The organism is Leptolyngbya sp. FACHB-1624, from assembly GCF_047649235.1.
Taxonomy (GTDB): Bacteria; Cyanobacteriota; Cyanobacteriia; order Leptolyngbyales; family Leptolyngbyaceae; genus Leptolyngbya; species Leptolyngbya boryana.
In genome coordinates this window covers 1,875,258-1,898,166 of record NZ_CP180258.1, presented here as the reverse complement: position 1 = coordinate 1,898,166, position 22,909 = coordinate 1,875,258, and the positions used below count along the sequence as shown (strand labels likewise).

Annotated in this window: 22 protein-coding genes and 1 tRNA gene; 14 read left to right on the top strand and 9 right to left on the bottom strand. The window is 47.5% G+C overall.

The genetic code is table 11. From position 1 onward, the window contains the following. The first annotated feature begins 637 nt into the window (after positions 1-637). The 8 genes from ACMUEV_RS08835 (at position 638) to ACMUEV_RS08800 (ending at position 7,750) form a co-directional block, all read left to right on the top strand. Positions 638-931, top strand: a complete 294-nt coding sequence (locus ACMUEV_RS08835; protein ID WP_263970850.1) for an HU family DNA-binding protein — start codon at positions 638-640, stop codon at positions 929-931. Positions 932-965: 34 nt separating this feature from the next. Beyond that, positions 966-2,006 carry a threonine-phosphate decarboxylase CobD gene (cobD, locus tag ACMUEV_RS08830; RefSeq protein WP_190651187.1) on the top strand — a complete coding sequence of 347 codons (1,041 nt, stop codon included), beginning with the start codon at positions 966-968 and terminating at the stop codon, positions 2,004-2,006. Next, entirely contained in the window at positions 1,982-3,361 is a 1,380-nt protein-coding gene (locus ACMUEV_RS08825) for an FAD-dependent oxidoreductase (RefSeq protein ID WP_190651185.1), read from the top strand. Before cobD ends, ACMUEV_RS08825 begins: the two co-directional genes overlap by 25 nt. A 167-nt stretch (positions 3,362-3,528) precedes the next feature. Then, entirely contained in the window at positions 3,529-4,803 is a 1,275-nt protein-coding gene (hisS, locus tag ACMUEV_RS08820; RefSeq protein ID WP_190651183.1) for a histidine--tRNA ligase, read from the top strand. A gap of 29 nt (positions 4,804-4,832) precedes the next feature. Further along, complete coding sequence (locus tag ACMUEV_RS08815; RefSeq protein ID WP_017289486.1) at positions 4,833-5,786, top strand: PhoH family protein; 954 nt, start codon at positions 4,833-4,835, stop codon at positions 5,784-5,786. Then, a complete protein-coding gene (locus tag ACMUEV_RS08810) occupies positions 5,767-5,958 on the top strand; it encodes a hypothetical protein (RefSeq protein ID WP_017289487.1) in 192 nt (63 codons plus the stop codon). The genes ACMUEV_RS08815 and ACMUEV_RS08810 overlap by 20 nt, the downstream gene beginning before the upstream one ends. Continuing rightward, on the top strand, positions 5,951-7,324 hold the full coding sequence (locus ACMUEV_RS08805) for a GH1 family beta-glucosidase (protein WP_190651181.1): 1,374 nt from the start codon (positions 5,951-5,953) through the stop codon (positions 7,322-7,324). Before ACMUEV_RS08810 ends, ACMUEV_RS08805 begins: the two co-directional genes overlap by 8 nt. Positions 7,325-7,327: 3 nt before the next feature. Then, a complete protein-coding gene (locus tag ACMUEV_RS08800; protein WP_190651179.1) occupies positions 7,328-7,750 on the top strand; it encodes a hypothetical protein in 423 nt (140 codons plus the stop codon). Positions 7,751-7,755: 5 nt separating this feature from the next. Here the strand turns inward: ACMUEV_RS08800 and ACMUEV_RS08795 are convergent, their stop codons facing one another. The 3 genes from ACMUEV_RS08795 to purL all read right to left on the bottom strand — a co-directional run bounded on the left by ACMUEV_RS08795 (position 7,756) and on the right by purL (position 12,478). Then, positions 7,756-8,469 (bottom strand): hypothetical protein, encoded by a 714-nt coding sequence (locus ACMUEV_RS08795; RefSeq protein WP_017289490.1) that lies wholly within the window; start codon positions 8,467-8,469, stop codon positions 7,756-7,758. Positions 8,470-8,575: 106 nt separating this feature from the next. Next, positions 8,576-10,057 (bottom strand): amidophosphoribosyltransferase, encoded by a 1,482-nt coding sequence (gene purF / locus ACMUEV_RS08790; protein WP_190651177.1) that lies wholly within the window; start codon positions 10,055-10,057, stop codon positions 8,576-8,578. 93 nt (positions 10,058-10,150) lie between these two features. Continuing rightward, positions 10,151-12,478 (bottom strand): phosphoribosylformylglycinamidine synthase subunit PurL, encoded by a 2,328-nt coding sequence (purL, locus tag ACMUEV_RS08785; RefSeq protein WP_190651174.1) that lies wholly within the window; start codon positions 12,476-12,478, stop codon positions 10,151-10,153. A gap of 153 nt (positions 12,479-12,631) precedes the next feature. On the opposite strand from purL, the gene pyrH reads away from it, so the two are divergent. The 6 genes from pyrH (at position 12,632) to ACMUEV_RS08755 (ending at position 17,693) form a co-directional block, all read left to right on the top strand. Then, positions 12,632-13,360: a UMP kinase gene (pyrH, locus tag ACMUEV_RS08780; protein ID WP_017289493.1), complete on the top strand. Its 729-nt coding sequence runs from the start codon at positions 12,632-12,634 to the stop codon at positions 13,358-13,360. A gap of 13 nt (positions 13,361-13,373) precedes the next feature. Further along, a complete protein-coding gene (frr, locus tag ACMUEV_RS08775) occupies positions 13,374-13,895 on the top strand; it encodes a ribosome recycling factor (RefSeq protein ID WP_206753990.1) in 522 nt (173 codons plus the stop codon). A gap of 312 nt (positions 13,896-14,207) precedes the next feature. Continuing rightward, positions 14,208-14,387 (top strand): hypothetical protein, encoded by a 180-nt coding sequence (locus ACMUEV_RS08770; RefSeq protein ID WP_190651171.1) that lies wholly within the window; start codon positions 14,208-14,210, stop codon positions 14,385-14,387. Between the two features lie 9 nt (positions 14,388-14,396). Then, on the top strand, positions 14,397-16,019 hold the full coding sequence (locus tag ACMUEV_RS08765; RefSeq protein ID WP_190651169.1) for a PRC-barrel domain-containing protein: 1,623 nt from the start codon (positions 14,397-14,399) through the stop codon (positions 16,017-16,019). Between the two features lie 135 nt (positions 16,020-16,154). After that, positions 16,155-16,226, top strand: a tRNA-Lys gene (locus ACMUEV_RS08760). Between the two features lie 357 nt (positions 16,227-16,583). Continuing rightward, complete coding sequence (locus tag ACMUEV_RS08755; protein WP_190651160.1) at positions 16,584-17,693, top strand: hypothetical protein; 1,110 nt, start codon at positions 16,584-16,586, stop codon at positions 17,691-17,693. Between the two features lies 1 nt (position 17,694). Here the strand turns inward: ACMUEV_RS08755 and ACMUEV_RS08750 are convergent, their stop codons facing one another. From ACMUEV_RS08750 to ACMUEV_RS08725, 6 genes are all read right to left on the bottom strand, one after another. Beyond that, entirely contained in the window at positions 17,695-18,018 is a 324-nt protein-coding gene (locus ACMUEV_RS08750; protein ID WP_190651158.1) for a hypothetical protein, read from the bottom strand. Further along, positions 18,015-21,242: a DUF3987 domain-containing protein gene (locus tag ACMUEV_RS08745; protein WP_190651156.1), complete on the bottom strand. Its 3,228-nt coding sequence runs from the start codon at positions 21,240-21,242 to the stop codon at positions 18,015-18,017. The genes ACMUEV_RS08750 and ACMUEV_RS08745 overlap by 4 nt, the downstream gene beginning before the upstream one ends. A 210-nt stretch (positions 21,243-21,452) precedes the next feature. Continuing rightward, the gene (locus ACMUEV_RS08740; RefSeq protein ID WP_190651153.1) at positions 21,453-21,647 is read right to left on the bottom strand and encodes a hypothetical protein; all 195 of its coding nucleotides are present in this window, start codon (positions 21,645-21,647) and stop codon (positions 21,453-21,455) included. Positions 21,648-21,803: 156 nt separating this feature from the next. Continuing rightward, positions 21,804-22,082: a GIY-YIG nuclease family protein gene (locus tag ACMUEV_RS08735; protein ID WP_017291249.1), complete on the bottom strand. Its 279-nt coding sequence runs from the start codon at positions 22,080-22,082 to the stop codon at positions 21,804-21,806. Next, positions 22,083-22,373 (bottom strand): hypothetical protein, encoded by a 291-nt coding sequence (locus ACMUEV_RS08730; RefSeq protein ID WP_017291250.1) that lies wholly within the window; start codon positions 22,371-22,373, stop codon positions 22,083-22,085. Positions 22,374-22,572: 199 nt separating this feature from the next. Next, the gene (locus ACMUEV_RS08725; protein WP_017291252.1) at positions 22,573-22,746 is read right to left on the bottom strand and encodes a hypothetical protein; all 174 of its coding nucleotides are present in this window, start codon (positions 22,744-22,746) and stop codon (positions 22,573-22,575) included. Positions 22,747-22,909: the final 163 nt, after the last annotated feature.

Genomic DNA, 22,909 nt, shown 5'->3' with positions numbered 1-22,909 from the left:
CGTCCCGCCCCGGAATGGAATTCCAGGGCTAACGGTGCGAACTGGGTTGAAACCCACTGAAGAAGGCGTTTTCTATCGGCTGTTAGTCCCAGAGTGGACTTCGCAGCGTTAGCCCCGAATTCATTCCGGGGCGGGTGAGCAACGAAGCGAGAGAACTTGCCGAACTGATGTTGAATTACACCCACCTACTTACTTTTCGGAAGGGCGAGATGGAAATCGGCAACTATAGATTTCAGATTTTCCCTATCTCTCCACTCCTCACTCCCAACTTCCCACTCCAATCGATCGCTGATTTGCCAATAAATTTTGCGCCGAGCTTGTCTCACGTGAGACTGAAACCTTGAGAATCAAGATCGCGCTCGATCGCTGATGAATATTGCAAAATCGTTAAACTTCAGCAACGTTTGATCAGGAAATCTGATTTTTTGGGTACAAATACTCAGCTAAAACTGAAAAAATAGAAAAAAGTTCCTAAAATCCATACAAATTAGTCGTTTCGGACGTTCACTTTTTTGAAACAGACTATAGAATGAGCAATTGAAATTTCGAGAGAATCGGAGTTTCAGCCGATCTGAATTCGATCTTCGGCATTCGACAAAACAGTCTCATTTGAGACAAACAAAACATTCATCACTCTCTGAGGAGAAAGGCTATGAACAAAGGTGAACTCGTTGATGCAGTGGCAGAAAAAGCAAGTGTCACGAAAAAGCAAGCTGATGCAGTCTTGTCCGCAGCGATCGAAACGATCGTTGAGGCAGTTTCGTCAGGTGATAAAGTGACCTTGGTTGGTTTTGGCTCGTTTGAATCCCGCGAACGTAAAGCGCGCGAAGGACGTAACCCCAAAACTGGCGATAAGATGGAAATCCCTGCAACTCGCGTGCCTGCATTTTCGGCAGGTAAACTGTTCAAAGAAAAAGTTGCTCCGGAATAAATTTCAATCCGATAGAAACAGGCAGGTAAAATCATTGGCTCGTCCAGCACATGGGGGAAATTTATCTTGGGCAGCACGTCTCGCTGGCTGTTCCCCCAATGCAATTCTTGATTTTTCTGCCAGTATTAACCCGTTAGGAACACCGCGATCGGCAATTGAAGCGATCCAAGCTGCATTGCCTTTACTGCGGGATTATCCCGATCCAAATTATCAGCAGGTGCGATCGATGCTAGCTCAGATCCACCAGCTTTCCCCGGATTGGATTCTTCCCGGTAATGGTTCGGCTGAGTTGCTTACCTGGGCCTGTTGGGATTTAGCAGAATTGGCGAATACCGTTTTGTTTGTTCCAGCGTTTGGGGACTATTTCCGCGCGTTGAAAGCCTTTGGTGCTGAGATAAAAACATGTCCGATCGAGGCAGATCTCACCGGGAATGCAGGTCTATTGCTCAATAATCCACACAATCCCACAGGGAACCTGTTTGATCGATCGTGGATTTTAGAGAAGCTGCACCGATTTGAACTGGTGGTTGTCGATGAAGCCTTTATGGATTTCTTGCCGCCCGACCAATCGCAAAGTTTGATTGGAGACGTGCAAGAGTATCCAAATTTAGTGATTTTGCGATCGCTGACAAAGTTTTACAGTTTGCCAGGATTACGATTTGGCTATGCAATTGCTCATCCGGATCGCTTGAAAATTTGGCAAGAGCGGCGTGATCCGTGGTCAGTGAATATTTTGGCAGCAAAAGCAGCAGAGGCAGTGCTCCAAGATATTGAGTTCCAGAAACAAACATTTGACTGGCTACAGGTGGCGCGTCCACAGTTATTTGAAGGATTAAATCAAATTCCAGGCTTATCTCCACACCTCGGAGCCGCGAATTTCTATTTAGTCAAATCGGAGTGTTCAGTTTCAGAACTACAGAAACACCTGCTCGAACACGATAAGATGCTTATTCGAGATTGTCTTAGTTTTCCGGAATTAGGCGATCGCTATTTTCGAGTTGCAGTACGCCTCACCTCGGAAAATCAACGATTGATCGATGGGCTAAGCACATGTCTGCTGAATATGATGTCGTAATCCTTGGATACTCAGAAACTGGAATTTATGCTGCGATCGCAGCAGCACGAAAGCGCGCCAGAGTCGCAATTGTGGCGCAAAATTGTCAGCCAAAATTTCCCCACGTGCATATTCTCTCCAACTTGACTAAGAAGTTGGATCAAGTGAATCGTTCCCGTTCTTTTTTTAATTCTGAGGTGCGATCGCTTTCGTTTGAATCGATCCAGCACTACATGAATGTGGTGGATCGATCGCATCAAGAATTCTATGATCCGGCAAAATTAGCTACTTTAGGGATTGAATTTATTCCAGGTGCAGGCGAGTTCTGTCGCAAGCCACAGACCGGATTTGTCGTAAATGGGAGACTTTTGAGATCATCCGCCTATTTGATTGCAAAAGATTATCGATCTGCCATTCCTGATCCACCTGGCTTATCAAGTGTTAATTATCTGACGGCGGATCAGCTTTTGCTCAAAGTGCCAGAATCGATCGCAATTATTGGCGATGATCCAATTGGGATAGAGTTTGCGCAGCTCTATGCCCGCTTGGGGTCGCGAGTCACGATGCTGCTGCGTCAACCTCATTTGCTGACGATGGCTGATCCAGAAGCCGCTTTCTTAGTTCAAGCGGCTCTAGAAGCTGAAGGGATTCGCATCATTAATGCGCTGCATATCAAGCAAATTCAGCAAGTGGGTCCAAAAAAAGCGATCGAGATTGAGAACTATACGATCGAGGCAGATGAATTACTTGTCACGGTTGGTTGGCAACCTATGATCTCAGATCTGAATCTCGAAGCAATGGAGATTTACGAACCGATCCAACTCAACGATCGCTTACAAACCAATCATCCGCGAGTTTATTGGATCGCGCATCCAGTGCAATCGATCGCCCGCTATCAAACGGATGTAGTTCTGAAAAATCTGACATCTCTACCGATTTTCAAAGTAGATTACGATCGAGCAATTCAATCCGTGGCGACTGAACCTGAATGCGCTTGGATTGGCTTAAACGAGTCGCAAGCGCATCGACGTTATCGTAAAGATGTTTTGGTATTGCGGCAACCGTTTAGCCCCTTGATACAAGCACAAATTACCGGAGAGACAACAGGGCTGTGTAAGTTGATTGTGCGGCGGAGTGGTGAGATTTTGGGGGCGCATATTGTCGGATCGGGAGCGATCGAGATGATCAATGCAATTTCCCTGGCAATGTCCGAGAATTTGAAGGTGCAATGCTTCGAGCGATTTTCTCCTGCGTCTCCTGCCATGTCAGAAGTATTGCGTAATGCGGCTCAAGAATGGCAAGCCTCAACCCGCAATCAGTTCTTACAGGATTTGCGAGAAAGTTATTTGGCTTGGCAGCGGGGACGGGTGAAGTAGTTGTCAATTTATTGTGTTCAACTACTAGACACGCCTATTTACACATCGAACAGGATTGATGAAAGTGTAAACCGGGCAAGGAATTGTCATAAGATATGTCAGGAATTAGCGCTAATCTCTGACTGCTAGGGAATTTCGCGAGTGAGTTAAACGGATCAAGTTTTGATATGAGTATTCAAGCGACTCGCGGAACGCGAGATATTTTGCCAGAAGAAATTGGAAATTGGCAACGAGTAGAAGCGATCGCACGAGAGATTTTAGGGCGAGCAGCGTATCAAGAAATTCGCACCCCGATTTTTGAACAAACCGATCTGTTTGAACGTGGCATTGGTGAGACAACTGATGTTGTCGGAAAAGAGATGTACACCTTCAAAGACAGAGGCGATCGCTCAATTACCTTACGCCCCGAAGGAACAGCAGGTGTAGTGCGTAGCTATATCGAACATGGAATGCACACTCAAGGAGATGTGCAGCGTTTATGGTATTTAGGCGCGATGTTTCGGTATGAGCGTCCGCAAGCGGGTCGGCAACGGCAGTTTCATCAATTGGGCGTTGAGGTTTTAGGCAGTGCAGATGCAAGAGCAGATGCAGAAGCAATCGCGATCGCATCAGATATTCTGCAATCAGTTGGCTTAAAAAATCTCACCTTGCAATTGAATTCGATCGGAGATGCGAACGATCGTCAAGCGTATCGAACCGCATTGATTGAATATCTCACCCCTTACCAAGAGAAACTTGATCCAGATTCTCAAAATCGGCTTACCAAGAATCCGTTGAGAATTCTGGACTCGAAAGACAAACAAACTCAAGAGATTTTGCAGGGTGCGCCGAGTATTTTGGATTATCTCAGTTCAGAATCGCAGCAGAGATTCGATCGCGTTCAAGCCTTACTCCAAGATTTAGGTATTGCTTGTAATATCAATGCTCGGCTTGTGCGTGGATTAGATTACTACACGCATACTGTGTTTGAAATTCAATCCGATGATTTAGGCGCACAAGCCACTGTCTGTGCGGGTGGAAGATATGACGGATTAGTTTCACAGTTAGGCGGAGCAGAAACGCCTGCGGTCGGCTGGGCAATGGGATTAGAGCGATTAGTGATCTTATTGCAGCAAATTCAGCAATCTGTTGTAAATCCTGTTGATCTCTATGTTGTTTCGCGTGGTGAGAAAGCTGAAGCTCAAGCGTTGAACCTTGCTCACTCTTTGCGTCGTTCTGGCTTTACCGTGAAGTTAGACATGAGCGGCAGCGCCTTTGGAAAACAGTTTAAGCGTGCCGATCGATCGGGTGCGATCGCATGTTTGATTCTCGGAGATTCAGAAGCGGAAAATGGCACGGCTCAATTGAAATGGTTAAAATCTGGAGCGCAAAGCGAGATCACCCAATCTGAATTAATGAATAATCCTGCAACACTACGGCAACAATTCGAGGAAAACGCCTAGACTGAGACAGAGTACTTATTTAGGATTGCATGGTCGAAACCATTACGTTCTCACTGCCGAATCCAGAAAGTGCGATCGCGCTTTCTGGCAATCAAGAAGACAATTTGAAAACGCTAGCTCATCAGACTGGCGCAAAGCTGGTGATGCGCGGTCAAGATCTCCTGATTACGGGAACCAAAAATCAGGTCGATCTGGTCAAACGGCTGATCGAATCGCTGGCAGATACGTGGAGCAAAGGACAAGCGGTTTCTAGTGTCGATATTCTCACGGCTCGACATGCGCTCGATACGCATCAAGAAGGCGAATTGCAAACGATTCAGCAGGACGTGCTAGGACGAACTCGACGCGGCGAAGCGATTCGAGCCAAAACATTTCGGCAGCGACAGTATATTCAGGCAATTCGATCGCATGATCTGACGTTTTGTATTGGACCTGCCGGAACAGGAAAAACTTATCTCGCAGCCGTTATGGCGATTCAAGCGCTGTTGTCGAATCAATATGAGCGCCTGATCCTGACCCGTCCCGCTGTTGAAGCAGGCGAAAGATTGGGCTTTTTGCCTGGAGACTTGCAGCAGAAAATTGATCCATATCTGCGACCGCTTTATGATGCGCTTTATGAATTTGTCGAACCGGAGAAGATCGGCGGTTTGATGGAGCGTGGGATTATTGAAGTGGCTCCGATCGCTTATATGCGCGGTCGAACTCTAAACAATGCTTTTGTGATCATTGACGAAGCACAAAACACCACGCCAGCGCAAATGAAAATGCTGCTGACTCGACTTGGATTTAAATCGAAAATGGTGGTCACAGGCGACCTGACTCAAACCGATTTGCCGATGCATCAAGAATCGGGTTTAGCAATGGCACAGAAGATTTTGAAACCGATCGAGTCGATCGCATTCTGTAATCTCTCGAAAGGAGATGTTGTGCGCCATTCACTTGTTCAAAAAATTGTCGAAGCTTATGAACGCTACGAAACTTGATACGCTGGCTGTGATTGTCAAAGTCATGGTCGCATCTTTAATCTTGTCGATCGTGATTAAATATCTCGCTCCATTTGCAGAGATTCCGCCCACGACATTGAATGTATTATTTGCAGTGTTATCTCCGACTGCAATTTTAGCGATCGTTCTTTTACTCAATCAACATGACTAGCCAGCAATTTCCAACCGGATTTCAGTGGGGAACCGCGACTGCTGCCTATCAGATTGAAGGCGCAGTCGATCGCGATGGACGTAAGCCCAGCGTTTGGGACACATTCAGCGCGACCAAAGGCAGAACGTTTCAAGGACAAACGGGCGCGATCGCTTGTGAACATTACGATCGCTACAAAGACGACATCAAACTGATGTCAGAACTGGGAGTCCAGACCTATCGATTTAGTATTTCCTGGTCTCGAATTGTGCCCGACGGACGCGGTGCTGTGAATCAGGCAGGGCTTGATTTTTATCGCAGATTAGTTGATTGTTTGCTCGATCACGGCATTACCCCCTACGCCACGTTATTTCATTGGGACAGTCCCCAAGCATTAGAAACGAAATACGGCTCCTGGCGCAGTCGAGAAATGGCGCAAGACTTTGCAGAGTATGTGAAAGTCGTGGTGTCAAACTTGGGAGATCGCATTACAAACTGGATGACGCTGAATGAGATCACCTGCTTTACCCACATGGGATATGGCGTAGCAAAAACGCCTCAACATGCTCCTGGAACCAAAGTCGGATCGAAAAAAGAAGTTTGGCAAACCTCTCATCATGCTTTACTGGCGCATGGATTAGCGTGTCAAGCGATTCGTGCTAATTCTCCGAAATCTTGCTCGATCGGGCTAGTCGATAATTTTGGCGTAACGGTTCCGCTTTATGAATCTCCCGAACATATCGAAGCGGCAAAGAAAGCATTTCCTTATCACGCTGGCAATGGTGGCATTATCTATCCAGCATTAACAGGTGAATATAGTTCCGCATTGTTAGAACAATTGAAAAATGATGCTCCAGATATTCGAGACAGTGATCTCCAAACGATTCACCAACCTCTCGATTTTCTGGGATTAAATATTTACACCGGAACTTACATTCGGGCTGCTGACAATTGGCAAGGCTGTGAATGGATTAACTTTCCGAAAAACTATCCAGCGTTGAATATGCCTTGGTTGCAGATTGTGCCAGAGTGTTTGTATTGGGGAATTCGCCATGTGAGCGAAACGTTGAATCGTCCTGATTTAGCGCTCTTTATTACAGAAAATGGATGTGCCGCTCAAGATGATCTGACCGCTCGGGGAGAAGTGTTTGATCTCGATCGTATTCTTTACCTGCGTCAGCATTTGCAAAGCGTCCATCGAGCCGCGATCGAAGGCTATCCCATATTGGGCTACTTTATCTGGAGCTTTATGGACAATTTTGAATGGTCATACGGCTACGATAAACGCTTTGGAATCACCTATGTCGATTACAAGACTCAGCAGAGAATTCCGAAATCGAGTTATCACTGGTACGCTGAGTGTATTCGTCAAAATCGAGTGGTCTAATCCATGCTTGTGAGAAAGTTTCCTTGGCTTTCAGCATCGCTGCTCTTGATCGCTTATGCGATCTTTAGCAAATTGATCATCACAACTTCGCATCTTTGGTCGTCCATCATTTCTGCTGCAATTTTGGGCGTTTTCCTCGCACTGATGTTGATGAGTCCCCTCACAAACTCTGAAAAGATCCTGACCAAATGGTTTCGCTCGGACACGATCGCATTTCTGTCATTGCTCATGCTCGCAGCCTTTGCCTCGATCTTGCTCAACTGGTTTAAAATTTTCATCCCAGTGATTATGGTTCTGTGTGCAGAAGCATTAGTACGCATTGATCTCCAAACAGCAGAATTCAGCTATTTTGCATCTTTAGCAGTCCTGATCATTGTTACATGGATGGGACTGGGACTCGGTTGGGTCATGGCAATGTATATGTAGCATTGTTAGCGATCGTAAAACAATCTTGCATCCAAACTGCCGCGATCGCGCAAATACTGAACGACCTGTTCTGCCTCGCTGCGATTGGCAAAAGGGCCAACTGCGAGATGTAAGCCGCGAGGGCGATCGCGCAATTGCAAGATAGATTGCGTCACTCCTAAACGCACAGCACGCTCTCGATATTCCTCAACTTCACTGCGATTCCCAGGCACAATCGCATAGTAACCGCGCTGAGGTGCCGAGGGTTCAAAGTTTGATTGCGGCGATCGCGTTGAGATTCGAGCTTCAAGTCCCTGGGCTGCGAATCTTGAAAGCTGCTGACGAGCTTTCATTTCATCCGTAAACAGTCCTGCTTGAATCACCCGTCGCCCTGCAAGGTTCTGAAAAAAAGCATCCGGCTGAATCATCCTTGCCTGCTGCAAGATGAATGGACTGGCGCTATCGATGTAGATCCGGAACTGACCCCTGATCGGCTGCACTGAGTTGATGCGAGGAGCATAGACTCGATCATTGGGTGCTGGAGGACTATCAGGTATCCGAGGGGGGACAATGATCGGTGCAGGATTGACAGAGGGTAAAGGCGCACTGGGAGGAAAGACAGGAACATTTGGGGGGGGTGGTAAGGTCTGGGATTGCACCTGTACCTCAGATGCGGCAAAAAATCCGCCTAACAATCCAATTACAACAAGATTCCCAGCGAGCCTAAATTGAACTTGCATAGATGCCGACTGTCACTACGAATTGTTGGTCAGTGTACCATGCAGATTCTCGATCAAGAAAGATTTTAACTACTCTGAGGTTGCACAAACCTCAGAGTAGGTTGCTTTATTTTGCAGCTTTTTCCAGCATCAACTTCGATCGCTTAATCGTCTCCGGAATCGCGATCGGATAGTCTCCGGTAAAACACGCTGAACAGAATTCCTCCGGGTTCTCGCGGGTTGCAGTTAACATCCCTTCCCAACTGAGATACTGCAATGAATCGACTTCGATCTGCTTCGCAATTTCCTCGATCGATTTTGTTGCTGCAATCAGATGATCCTGACTGTCAGTATCAATGCCATAGAAGCAAGGATGCGTCACAGGCGGCGAAGAAATCCGCATATGTACCTCGATCGCTCCTGCATCGCGCAAGGTTCTCACAATCTTGCGGCTGGTGGTTCCGCGCACGATCGAATCATCGACAATGATCACCCGCTTTCCAGCAAGCACATCTTTGAGCGGATTGAGCTTCATGCGAATTCCGGCTTCTCGCATCCCTTGAGTCGGTTGAATGAAAGTCCGACCAACATAGCGATTTTTGATCAAACCTTCTGCATAAGGAATTCCAGACGTTTGAGAAAACCCGATCGCAGCAGGAACGCCCGAATCCGGCACAGCAATCACAATGTCAGCATCAACATTCGATTCTGCTGCTAATTGCCGCCCGATCCGCAACCGATAGCTATACAAAGTTTCATCGTGCATCACACTATCGGGACGCGCAAAGTAGATCATTTCAAAAATGCACAACTTGCGCACAGGCTGTTCTGCCCACATAATCGACTCAATGCCATTTTCGGTAATCCAGACCAGTTCACCGGGTTGAACATCTCGAACGTAATCGGCTCCAATAATATCGAGTCCGCAAGTTTCTGAAGCCAGCACATATCGCAAGGGCTGATCGTGAGATTCTTGTGCCAATGTTCCTAACACTAGCGGGCGCACCCCATTGGGATCACGAGTGCCAATCATGCCGTCTGGAGTCCCGATCGCTAAACTAAATGCACCTTGACAGCGTTTGAACGCATTGATCGCTCCCTTCACCCAATCGTTGCCTCGATTCACTTCTTCAGCGATCGCTAATGCAATCGCTTCGGAGTCGGTTGTGGTGATGAAGTCATGATTCGTCTCAGCTAGCTCGGCTCTGAGTTCGCTGGTATTCACTAAATTTCCATTGTGCGCTAATGCTAGCGTTCCCAATCGCGATTTTGCGAGTGCAGGCTGAGCATTAACCACGCGACTCGATCCCGTTGTCGAATAGCGTGTATGCCCGATCGCTAAATATCCTGGCAAATCCTTGAGTTTGGTTTCATTAAAGACTTGCGAAACCAACCCCATATCCTTGTGGAGATGAATTACATCTCCTTCCTCAAACGTAGCAATTCCGGCAGATTCCTGACCGCGATGCTGTAGCGCAAACAGCCCAAAATAGGCAAGATTTGCGACAGGCTCGCCTGGAGCAAAAACCCCAAACACCCCGCAAGCTTCTTCCGGTTTGTCGGGACGTTGCTCAGCAGGATCTACAGAAAACGTGTCATCAGGCAACATAGGCTTGGTTTTGCGTAGTTAGACAGCAATCGGAACGCTAAGAATTTTCCCAATCCTTAACATTGTCTTAAATATCTCACACAACGGTTCGGACTATTCGTTAGGGTCAAGTCCGTTCTCGATCGCACTTGACCATTCTGCGAATAGTTCTGAGATCCTAGCGTCGATAACTAGGTTTTGGGCGATCGATATTTTCAAGGAATCCCCACCTACAGTTCCTAGTTTTCGCCAATGGTCGCCGACTTCTTTCTGAAGAACCACTTCCCATTCTGCAACCGAGTCAGCTTGAACCGAAACTAAGATTCTCGCTCCCCCTTCTCCGAATAAGACTTGATCCAGCCGCGCGTCGGTTGCGGCAAGGTCGATCGTGGCTCCAAGTTGATTGCCAAAGCACGATTCAGCAAGTGCGATCGCGATTCCTCCTTCTGCACAGTCATGTGCGGATTGAATTAATCCACTGCGAATTCCTGATCTCACAACGGCTTGCACTTTTCGCTCTAAATCAAAATCCACGATCGGGGGCTTTCCAGCAATGGTTTGATGCACGATCGCTAAATATTCTGATCCACCCAACGTCAACGCATCGGAACCGAGTAGGTAAATGACATCGCCATTTTGTTTCCAGCTTTGTCCAGCAATGCGATCGAGGTTGGGAATAAATCCGACCATTCCCACAACTGGAGTCGGATAAATTGGCTCGGGGTTGCCCTGAGAATCGAGGGTCTCGTTGTATAGCGAAACGTTGCCGCCAGTGACGGGAGTTTCAAATTCTCGGCAGGCTTCGGACAATCCGCGACACGCTTCTGCCAGTTGCCAATATCCGATCGGCTTTTCTGGACTACCAAAATTTAAGTTGTCGGTAATTGCGATCGGATCTGCACCGACACAACTCAGATTTCTCGCTGCTTCTGCAACTGCCGCTTTTGCACCTTCATAAGGATGCAAGTAAACATAGCGAGGATTGCAATCAACGGTTGCTGCAACGCCCTTCGTGAGTGCAGCCGGATTCGGTGTCACCGATGAGGACGTGGAATCTGCTAACGGTCGAACTCTGACGACTGCGGCATCTGCACCACCGGGAAGTAAAACAGTATTGTTTTGAACTTGGTGATCGTATTGGCGATAGACCCACTGTTTAGAAGCGATCGTTGGTGACTTCAGAACTTTTCCCAAAACCTCATTCCAACTGTGACCCAGAATGCCTTGAGTTGTAGCATCCGGCAAACTCTCAACTGTCCAAGCCCAAGCTTTTTGAGCATATTCAGGCGGTTCGCTGAGCAATTCGCGATGGTAAATCGGCGTATTGTCGGCAAGAGCGGTTGCGGGAATTTCGGCAGCAATTTCACCTTGGAAGAGAATTCTGACGATCGATTCTTCGATCACTTTCCCCGCGACAACTGCATGTAGTCCCCACTTCTCGAAAATATCAATCAGTTCTTGTTCTCTTCCTTTCTCTGCAACAAACAGCATTCGCTCTTGCGATTCAGAAAGTAAATACTCATACGGAACCATTCCGGTTTCTCGAACTGGGATCAAATCGAGATCCAATTCGATGCCCACTCCCCCTTTTGCCGCCATTTCGGAAGTTGAACAGGTAATTCCTGCGGCTCCCATATCTTGAGCCGCAACGACTGCACCTGTTTTAAATGCTTCTAGGCAAGCTTCAATCAAAGACTTCTCTAAGAACGGATCTCCAACTTGCACAGCGGGTCGATCGTCCATCGATTCATCACTCAACTCGGCACTCGCAAAGCTTGCTCCACCCATGCCATCGCGTCCGGTCGTCGATCCCACATATAAAACTGGATTTCCCAAACCCTTCGCACCTGATTTGACGATCTCAGTCGTTTCCATCAATCCCAATGCCATCACGTTGACTAAGGGATTTCCTGAATAAGCTCGATCGAAGTAGACTTCTCCGCCGACCGTCGGAACCCCGACGCAATTCCCGTAATGGGAGATCCCAGCGACGACACCATTGACAATCCGACGTGTGCGAGCATCCTCTAACGATCCAAATCTCAACGAATTTAAAAGCGCGATCGGGCGTGCCCCCATCGTAAAAATATCTCGCAGAATCCCGCCTACCCCGGTTGCTGCGCCTTGAAAAGGTTCGACTGCCGATGGGTGATTATGCGACTCAATCTTAAATGCCAACTGCAACCCGTCGCCCAAATCAACGACTCCTGCATTCTCACCGGGGCCGACTAAAACTCGTGCTCCTTCCGTCGGAAACTGCTTCAACAATGGACGCGAATTTTTATAGCAACAATGCTCCGACCACATCACCCCGAACATTCCCAGTTCAGCTTTATTTGGATGGCGACCGAGCCGACGCACAATCTCTTCATACTCTTCGGGCTGAATCCCTTCAGATGCAATTTCGGCAGCGGAGAACGGCGCAGATGACAGGACAGACATAAACCCTAGCCTGGAAAGAACAGGTACTTATTCTATGGCAAGGCAGACGAGTTTGCGTGAATTCTCGATCGAGTTAAAGATTGACAAAGGGATCACAAAATTCCGATCAACTGCTATCTTTAGTTGGACACAACTACGACAAAAAATAAATACATGGGAGTCACGTATCGGCGGATTCTGCTGAAGCTTAGCGGGGAAGCTCTAATGGGAGAGCTTTCATATGGGGTTGATCCTGCCGTAGTTCATGGTATCGCTGAGGAAGTGGCAGAACTCGTAAACGAAGGCATTGAAGTTGCGATCGTGGTCGGCGGTGGAAATATTTTTCGAGGCATGATGGGTGCAGCAGCCGGGATGGAGCGCGCCACCGCAGACTATATCGGAATGATTGCAACGGTAATGAATGCAATGACGCTGCAAGATGCGTTAGAACGAATTGGCATTCCAACCCGTGTGCAGACTGCGATCGCGATGCAAGAAGTCGCGGAACCGTATATCCGTCGCCGCGCGATTCGACATTTGGAAAAAGGAAGAGTCGTGGTTTTTGGAGCCGGATCAGGAAATCCGTTCTTTACGACGGATACTACTGCATCACTGAGAGCCGCAGAGATTAATGCAGAAGTGCTGTTTAAAGCTACAAAGGTAGATGGGGTGTACGATTCTGACCCGAAAAAGAATCCAGACGCGAAGCGGTTTAAGAGTTTGACTTATTCGCATGTTTTGCAACAGGATCTAAAGGTGATGGACAGTACCGCGATCGCGTTGTGCAAAGATAACGATATTCCTATCATTGTCTTTGACCTGTCTGTGCGGGGCAACATCAAGCGGGCGGTCGCAGGAGAATCTATCGGAACGATTGTCGGAGGTTTTTGTGAAGTTTGCTGATGTAGAAGACCATATGAAAAAGGCGATCGATGCGGTGCGTCGCGATTTTAATACAATCCGCACCGGTCGCGCGAATTCAAGCCTGCTGGATAAGATTACGGTCGAGTACTACGGATCGGAAACGCCGCTCAAGCAGTTGGCCAATATTTCGACTCCCGATGCGACGACGATTCAAATTCAGCCGTACGATCGCAGCAGTATGAATGCGATCGAGAAGGCGATTTCGCTCTCAGATATTGGGTTGACTCCGAATAATGATGGTCAATCCATTCGATTGAATATCCCACCTTTGACGAGCGATCGACGCAAGGAATTGGTGAAGCTAGCGGCAAAATATGCAGAGGCAGGCAAAGTCTCAATTCGCAATATCCGCCGCGATGGAGTCGATACGGTGAAGAAACAGGAGAAAGAAAAAGAAATCTCTGAAGATCAAGCCCGTGATACTCAAGATAAGATTCAAAAGCTGACGGACAAATATATTGCTGAAGTCGATAAGGTTTTAGCAGAGAAAGAAAAAGATATTACGACCGTTTAGTGAGAATTTTGTGATGAAAGGAGCGACCGCTGAATTGTTCGGCGATCCCTCCTTTTTTTATTGAGATAAATGTGGTCGGAACAAGCCTTGAAGCCTCCCTTCTCCTTTTCTAAATCAAGGGAATCAAACTCTAAGCCAGTAAAAAAACTTTACTCTATTCAATCTCTACTTCTAGATAGAGTGCATCTTTCTAATGATTTATATCAGTCGATTGACGGCAAGAAATCAATCAGAAAATACACTAAGAGTATCTGAATTAATCGGCTTAAAGCTTGCTTTTTTATTTAGTAGCTCATCTTTCAAACTATAACAATGCCACGTCTTATTGGGAAACGTTCAAATCCAACTCCAGCGCTCACGTTGATTGCAATTCTTGCGGCGGCGGCGGCAGTTTCACTCGAATATTTTGGCTATATCAATGTCGTGCCAGGTTTTGGGCGCACGACTCCCTCTCCCATGATTAGCCAGACGGAAGAACCTTCTGAAATTTAAAAGGAAATCATGAGAAAAGGTAGCGACATTCTAAATAAAAGCATTATCGCTTTTGATACAGGAAAGCGAGTGGCACGGGTTCACGATCTAGTTTTTGATCAAGAAACGAATCGCTTGTTAGGTGTATTGGTAGAAGAAGCGGGATTATTTCACTCCGCAAAAGTGATCGAGTTGGGAGCAATCCGAGCGATTGGAACGGATACTTTAATTATTTCAAGTCGAGATGACATTATTTCTGCAAAACATAGTGAGCAGATTTATCGAGTTCTCGATCGCAATATTATTCTCAAAGGCACGCGAATTGTCACAACCGATGGGCAGTTCCTTGGTTCGGTTGTCGATTTCTTCTTTGATGAGCAAACTGGTGCGATCGAGGGATATGAAGCCTCGGGTGGGATTTTTGCGGATGCTTATTCTGGTCGATCATTTATTCCTGCTCCCCAAACGCTGCGGATCGGCGAAGATGTGACGTTTGTTCCGCCTGAAACTGCGGCATTAATGGAAGAGCAAGTCGGTGGAATTCGAGGCGCAATGCAAACTGCATCGACTCGCGTGCAAGAATCGTCTGAACTTGCAGGACAAAGAATTCAAGCAGCCGCGCAAGCAGCAAATCAACAAATTCAACAAGGCTCAGAAGCAGCTCATTTGAGACTGCAATCTGCAACGCACGGATTGCGCGATCGCTTCATTGATCCAGATGAACAATTCGCCTACATCATTGGCAAAACCGTCGATCGAGACGTTTTTACAGATCAAGGACAATTGCTCGTTGCGAAAGATCAGGTGATTACGATCGACATTGCAGAACATGCTCGTCTCGCGGATGCCTTAGACGACCTTTATCGGGCGACGGGTGGCAGTTTGACCCCTGATTTCAATCGTCGATTTCAGGATGTGAATGAGCGCGTCGGTACAGGATTTCAAGAGATTAGCGATCGTGTCAACACCGGGTTTCAGAGCCTTAGTCAGAGAGCGAATGAAAGCCTCTCAAGTTTCACAGCGCGATTGGGACTTGAGCAAGCGAAAGGGCGACGTGCCGATCGCATGATTCGCTCCGACACGGGTGCAATCATCGTCGCTCCGGGGCAAATCGTCACAGACATTGTGATTCAAAGAGCGACCGCCGCAGGGCAAGAAATCACGCTTCTCGATGCAGTAGGATTGCAGCCAACAGAAGCTCTACGCGGCAATACGAACCAATCTTTGACCTTAGCAAAACACCAATTTCAGCGAGAGGCATCGTTGGCGACCAGTCAATTTCAGCAAGAAGCTGCGATCGCAGGTGAAAATCTCAGAACGCTTTGGAATAACACCAAAGAAAAATTTGCAGAGTATCAAGGGCGCAGTCAGAAAGCGATTCATCGCAATCGAGTTGAACAGGCTTTAGGTCGTCCTGTCAATCGCGTGATTTTAGATGCGCAAGACAATGTGATTTTGAATGTGGGTGAAATTATTACTCACAAGGCGATTCGGCAAGCCGAAGACAGTGGAGTGATTAACATTCTGCTGAGTTCGGTCTACACCAAAGAGCCGACTATTCGTGAAGAGGAACTCCGCGCCCCAGAGGTCGGCATCGCATCGCTAGAGCGAGAACATGCCCGTTCCGGTAATGGCGTTCCCCAAGTGAATTAGCGATCGCATCAAAGTCGGAGTTTGACCAAACTCCGACTTCTCGCTGCCCGTAAAATTTTGCATTTCAAAAAAGTCGATCTTTTTGATTGAAATCTTAAAACAATGTGCTATTCTAGCTAAGGTTGAGCAACAAGCGGGTCGCTAGCTCAGCGGTAGAGCATTCGGCTTTTAACCGACTGGTCTCGGGTTCGAATCCCGGGCGACCCATACCGATAAAGCCCTAGTCCTAAACAGCTAGGGCTTTTTCAATGCAATCCTAGGCAATCCCTGAAATGTCCTAGAATCGTCCAAATTTTCCAGAGATTTAAGCACGATTTTAAGAACCTCTGTTTAAGCCTCTCTTGCCTACCTGATATTCTGAAATATCTCTTATAGAAAGTGTCTACAGTGTCTACAGTTTGTGTTTTAGAGGCTGTATCCGTTGCTGTGTGGATGTTTCAGGTGTAGACATAAATGCGTCTACACCTGACTACAGTTTGTCTACAGTTTGTGTCTACACGGTTGAAATCCTTGCTATGCAAGAATTGTAGGATTTCACATCTCTGTCTACAGTTTTAGGGAATTATGTCTGCGAAACTCGAATACACGCTCGAAGCCGTGAATCAACGGCTGAAGGAGAGTCGTTGCAAGGCGCGGGTCTACCTTCGTGAGAACACGCTCTGGTTACAAGCAACGTTGCCGCCTAAGCCTGGTAGTGAACGCCCAAAACCCTATCAACAGAAGATCTCCCTGCGTCTACCCGCAACTGAGGCGGGATTTAAGCGAGCAGAGAATGAAGCGAGGTTGTTGAGTTCTCGCCTGATATCAAAAGAATTTGACTGGAGCCAATATATTAACAGCGATCGTTTGCCAGAGAATCGCACTGCGCGATCGTGGGTCGATGAATTCAAGAGACATTATTTCGAGACTCATTCGCTGTCTGAGAAGACATGGAAGACCGACTATCAAGAAATCTACAGAAGGTTGGACCAAGATAAGCCTTTGAATCTTGACGCAATGTTGAGACTCGTCTTCAGGACCGAGCGTGATTCCCGCGTTCGCCTCGAAACCTGCAATAAACTTCAAAAACTGGCTGACTATATTGGACTGGAAGCCGATCTACGGCAGTACAGAGGCTCTTACGGCTCGTCAAAGGTTAAGCCCCGTGAAATCCCTTCTGACGAGGATATCGTTCGTTATTGGCGCAGTATCCGCAGTCCTGGCTGGAAGTGGATCTATGGTGCAATGGCTGCGTTTGGACTGCGAGATCATGAAGCGTTCTTCTGTGAATGGCGCGACGATGGTTTGTTTGTCCTCAAAGGGAAAACAGGGCAGAGACTTGTTTTTGAAGCACTCTACCCTGAATGGATTAACGAGTTTGATTTGAGAAATGTCCAGCGACCAAAAATTCAGGATGCCGATCTTATTTATGAACAAGGGGAATTAGGTGATCGGGTAGCGCGGCAATTCCGTCGATACAAAATTCCGTTTACACCCTATGCACTACGTCACGCCTATGGAATCAGAGCCGTCAATTTTGGCTTCCAACCGACGACTGCTGCTGCTTTGATGGGACATAGCCCAGATATTCATTTGAAGCGCTACCACAGGCATATCAGCCTTAAGCAGAACCAGGAAACCGCCCGTCGAATCATGGCGAAGGACGATCGACCAAAACCGCCGATCGTCCCCTGAATTAGCGTCTAGAACGCTTCTCGCCTGCTTGCATTAATCGCTTATTGGCAAGTTCAATGTTGATCTGCCATTTTGCGTTCTTTGCACCTGGTTTTCTGCGATCGCGTACCTCTTTGCCTTCTCGGAATAGCCCAGACTGAACTGTTTTGTAGAGAGCGCTGTAGCTTGGGTAGCCAAGCTTCTCCCATGCGTCTTCAAGATCTATCCATTGATCAGGTGTGTTTGGTTGAACTCCTCCGAGCATTTCGATCATCACTTCTCTGACGGCTTCTCTAGCGAGTTTCCGCATAAATTCCTTGAGTTCTGCTGGTAAAGGTGCGCTCATGCTGTCACCTCAAGCTTTTTCAGGTAGAACTCCGTATAGCGTTCTGTTGAGCCGTCCTGCATCGTGACGACGATGCTTAGCCATTCAGGGAACCATTGATTGCCAGGTTCAAATCCAGTAACCTTGCCTATCGCGCCGATTTTGTCCTTGTTGATTAAGGGTTCTTGTCCCGATGGGAGTTTTTCGATCGTAACCTCAACACGATCTCCAATTTGGAATTCCTTGTACTCTTCCAGCGTTCCTTCTCTGGCTTTTTTCAACTCCGGCGAGGTAGGGAAAAGCTCCTCGTTTAGTGATTTTAAGTCTTTCCAATCACTATCAGTCATTGAAGCGACCTCGACTCCTCTGCAAGGATGCTCAAAGTAACGATATGTCACTTGCTGCACGTTGACCCCATCGGCTGCAAGCTGAACGAACCCATTTCTCACAATCGATCTGTGATAATCAATTTTTCCAGGCTTCTTGCCGGACTCTCTACACTCCTGTCGGTACGTTTCAATTACTGCCGGAAGGATTCTGTCGTGAAGCGCCGCTTCAGCCCTAATCTCCGCCAGTTGCTCAGGTGAAAGGGTGTATCCACCAGAAACCTGCCCTTCTTCTTGCGTTGCGCTCTGGCTTCTCTTCTGGCTTCCTGCCTCCACAATTGCTTTCTTCAGTTGCTCCATCTGATCTGGAGTGTATTGTTTCCATCGCTTCCACTTTTCACCAAAAAGCTTCCGGCGCAGTTCCCTGGCTTCGTCCACCGTCAGCCCTGCGTCTATCACCCACTTTTCGATAATCCGCCTGTATGGATGCTCCGCTTCTTTGATCTCTGGCTTCGTCTCTTTAGTGGATTTTGGCGCTTCAGCCTTTTGTGCTGCATAAACCCACTTCATTCTGCCGCCATCTCCCTCGATCGTTCCGTGACCCATCTCCACAAGTCTTGTAAACAGTTCGCGGATTTGTGCGGGGGTGTATTTCTGATCCCGAAGCGCTCTAACTCCTTGTGATGCCTCACGAGCGGTAAGAGTGCCTTTTTTGCGTCCAAGTTCAAGGATTTTCGTCAGTAGTTTGTCTTGTTCGGATTCAGGGTCGTTTGTGCCGTAAACAATCTTCGCTTGGGTTAGATAGTACTGACCAAGCAGGATTGCTTTTTGCATAGTTTCAGCAGAAACAACAGGGGCGGGTCTTTTGCTGTCAAGTGTTGCATTGACGACGTGTAGCAGCAGCGCGAATCGTGCCGTGTAGGTCTCGATCTTCGGATAGACAAGCTCTAGTCCCTCGTGGACTTCTTCGTTGATAAGTTTGGTTAGGTGATGTTGCCAGGCTTCCCATAAATCCCATGCCTGATCAGACAAGAGGTAATCTTGTTCTTTCATGTCGCGCAACGCACCATACAAATCCTCCAGGACGATCTCTAGCTGTTGAACGGGATTGTCTCCATTTCCTCGTGTGATGTAGCCTAGCGGGGCATCCTCGCAGCAGAATAAGAATCGCGACATCAGCCCGTTTTCGTCATTGAATCCGCGTTTTGCTTGAAGCCTTTCAAGAACCCCCCATTGGATCGATCCAGTAATTCCGACGCAGGAGTAGTCAGTCGCTGTACATCGATCAGCGTCTGCGCGTTCCTCAAAATCGGGCTTTCCGTTAAAGAGGCTCAGGTAGAACTCTTCTTCAGAACCGCTCTTTTTGTACTGATCGAAGGAGAACATTCCTTTGAGTTCGTCAGTATAGCGCAGTAGGTTTGGGCTTTCGGAGATCGCTCTTTTTAATCCTTCAGGAGTTGCTCCGGTAACCACGAATCGTTCTTTCACCGGAAGTGTGATCTCTTCATCCGATCCACCCTTTGCTGCTTGTTTACAAGCCTTTTGGTACGCCTCTTTTTCCTTGGCGAATTTCTTGTTTGCCTTCAACTGCATCTCAAAGAGGGGGTTGATGATCGCGCTCTGCGTGGGAGTCTTTTTGCGTCCCGATTTGGCGATAATCACGACCCAGAAAATCGGGCTAACAACATATTTCGAGTCTGGATTGATGACTAATCTCTGACCCTTACCCATCATGCTGCCTAGTGCCGGGAACAGAGTAGACAACAACCACGCTCCAGATGTTGGCATTGCTCTCGCTGTTTTTTCGATAAGTTCCGCCAATACCGGGTGCAAGATGTCTTTTGCTTTGAGAGTGGACTGTTGTAGTTCTAGAAGTTCGTTGACGTTACTGACTTCTTCAGCCTTACTAGCGTCCTCTTCGCAGGCATAGTAAAGCGACCAAACATGGTTTGCTTGCCGTCCGCTTCGCTCTGCCAGGGATAGGATTTTTACAGTCAGATCGGATTTCGACAGGGATTGCTCGCACAGATCATTAACTTCGGCTTGAACCTGTTCGATCGACAGCACCTCCGTAGCTGTTTGCGCTTTCGCCTTACTACCGAGATTCCGCTTTTCCTCAACCGCGCCAACAATCTGTTCAACGGATGCGCCAGACTCAATCCAGTCCGCAACGTCCAAGCCCTTGTCTTTCGGCAGCGCTTTCCACAAAGGCGACTCAGGGAAGGCATAGAGCCACTTAGCACCCGGATACATTGCTTCGACCGCTTCAGCGTACTTAACGCCTGTTTGATCGCGGTCTGGGCAGATTACTAGCGATGCGCCTTTAAGTAACTCGGAGTAGTCGCCGTACTTGTCGAGCGATGCACTTCCGCCGATCGAAGTTGTTGCCGGAAGTCCTAGCTTCCACATTGCATCAGCGCAGACTTCACCTTCAACGAAGTAGATTGTCTTACCTTCTGCGATCGCCGCTTTGATTTCTTGATGGCGATACAGGGCGAGTGCTTTCTTGAGTGGTTCCTTGGCATCATCATTAAGCTTGCTGCCAGCAACCCACTGTCCATTAACGAGATACTCTTGCCAGATCTTCCGCCCACCTTCGCCGTCATCAACGCGGCGTGTGCGGATCGACGGCTTACCATCAACGTCCGTATACGTCCATGCGCGGCTTGCTTTGGGGCGAACTGGTTTAGCTTCTTGCTGTTTGTCCTTCCAGGGGGCAATTGCTTCGCGGATGTCGTGATTCTCGCAGCTATTCCAACACTGATACGCGCCAGTGTTGGGATTGATTGTGAGATTGTTGCCATTGCAGACTGGGCAGTAGTAGCGATCTTTCTTGCCTTTTACTGGATTGAGTCGATCGAGGAAGTTCCGAATGTCAAAGGAACCTTGCTCTTGCGCTAGAGTTGAGTTAGTATTCATGTGTGTTACGAAAGTTTTTTCTCAACCCGCTCTTAGCTGTCTCTGGAAATTTCTAGCTAAGGCGGGTTTTTCAATGGGCAATTCCTCAGAATCGCCCTTGCCGATATGTTGGTCGGCTCCCGTTGGCGGCATCGCGCTCACTCATCCAGACGGGTAAGGTAAGGTAAATATTTTTCACAGCATCGCGCCATGATTGTTTCGAGTCTAGCGCTAAAGAACAATAATGCTGATCCGATCAGAATTTTGATCAATGAATTGTTTTGCTAGACCGATTGCGAGTCTTACCTTTTCGGAACGCTTCTTCAGTTCGGGAAACATTCCGTCGATCAGTTCCATGTCTGCTTTTGATAGGGTCACGGGCGACCCACCATCATGCCGTGCTGTTGTTGTTTTCTTGTTGCTCATAGTGATTAGTTAGCTCACTGAGATAAACTTACGGACTTTTCCGTGAGGAGTAACAACAACTCAAAAAAAAATCTTTTGAGTTTGATTTTGGATCAAGCCGTCTACCCCTGAACACTGCGAAACATTTCGTACCGTCCAGGGGTAGACGGCTTTACTTCAAACCTCGCCCTGCTCATAAGAAGTCAGAAGTCGTCCAATATCACCTAACAACCGGAGCGAGTACCTAAATAATTCGCCGCCGATCGAGTAGAACTTAAATGTTTCAATGATTTTCGCTTCGATTCTTCCCTCGGTTGCTAGCGACCCCAAATCAACGATCCTCAAGCATTCCCAGTCCGGGCAGGAAGTCCGCAACTGCTGGAGCCGTCGATCGATATTGTTTGTGATGCCGATCTTCAAAGCCGCCTGTCTTTTGCTTTCTAACAAATAAATCATTCAGCGCTCCGAAATCATTGAAAGTTCTTCGCTCTCGATCGCCAAATCGATCGCCGCACAGAGCATTAATTCTGCGATCGCCTGATTCAAATCCTGGTAGAGGCGATCAGAGATCGCGCTTCCGCTCCATGCCTCCCAGAGAGTGATTCGCAGTAGTTCCGCTTCAGGTTGGATTGTGATTCCATATGCGCCGCAATCTAACCCTGTTGAAGCCAGGATTCCGTCCCTGCAAAGTTCAATATTTTGAAAGCTCTTGTCTGCAAGAATGTTGATAATTTCCGAAACTTTCATCGTCTTTAATCCACATAAATTTCACCTCAAAACATCCGAGTATCTTGTTCGGGAATTCACACATTATTCAATCTTTCTTCGCTACGCAGCGAGGTTTTTTGTCGCGCCAGCGCTTCAACTTTTGTCCCGGTCTTAGAACGCTTGGTTCTTCCGGTTTTGTCTCGATTAGTACAAGCTGATCATCGTCTTTCTTCATAGTTCAAAACCCAAATAATTTTGCTTCGATTGCTTTTGAGATTTGTCCTCTTGCAGCGTTAACGCTGATCGAAACAATGCCTCGTTCTGGATGGCTCCAAAGCTGATGTGAGCCTTTCGCAAAACGTTTGAATCGCCATCCTTGAGCAATTAGCTTCTGTTTGAATTTGGTGTGCATTTTGGGATTTCTCCTGATAACTTGATAGCTTGATTGTAGCGAGATCTAATTCTGTATCGTCTGTATCGGATTCTGTATCGTATCGACTGTATCGCTGTATCGTATCGGCTGTATCGCCTGTATCTTCGTCGATACAGTGCCGATACAGGGCGTTTCGATACAG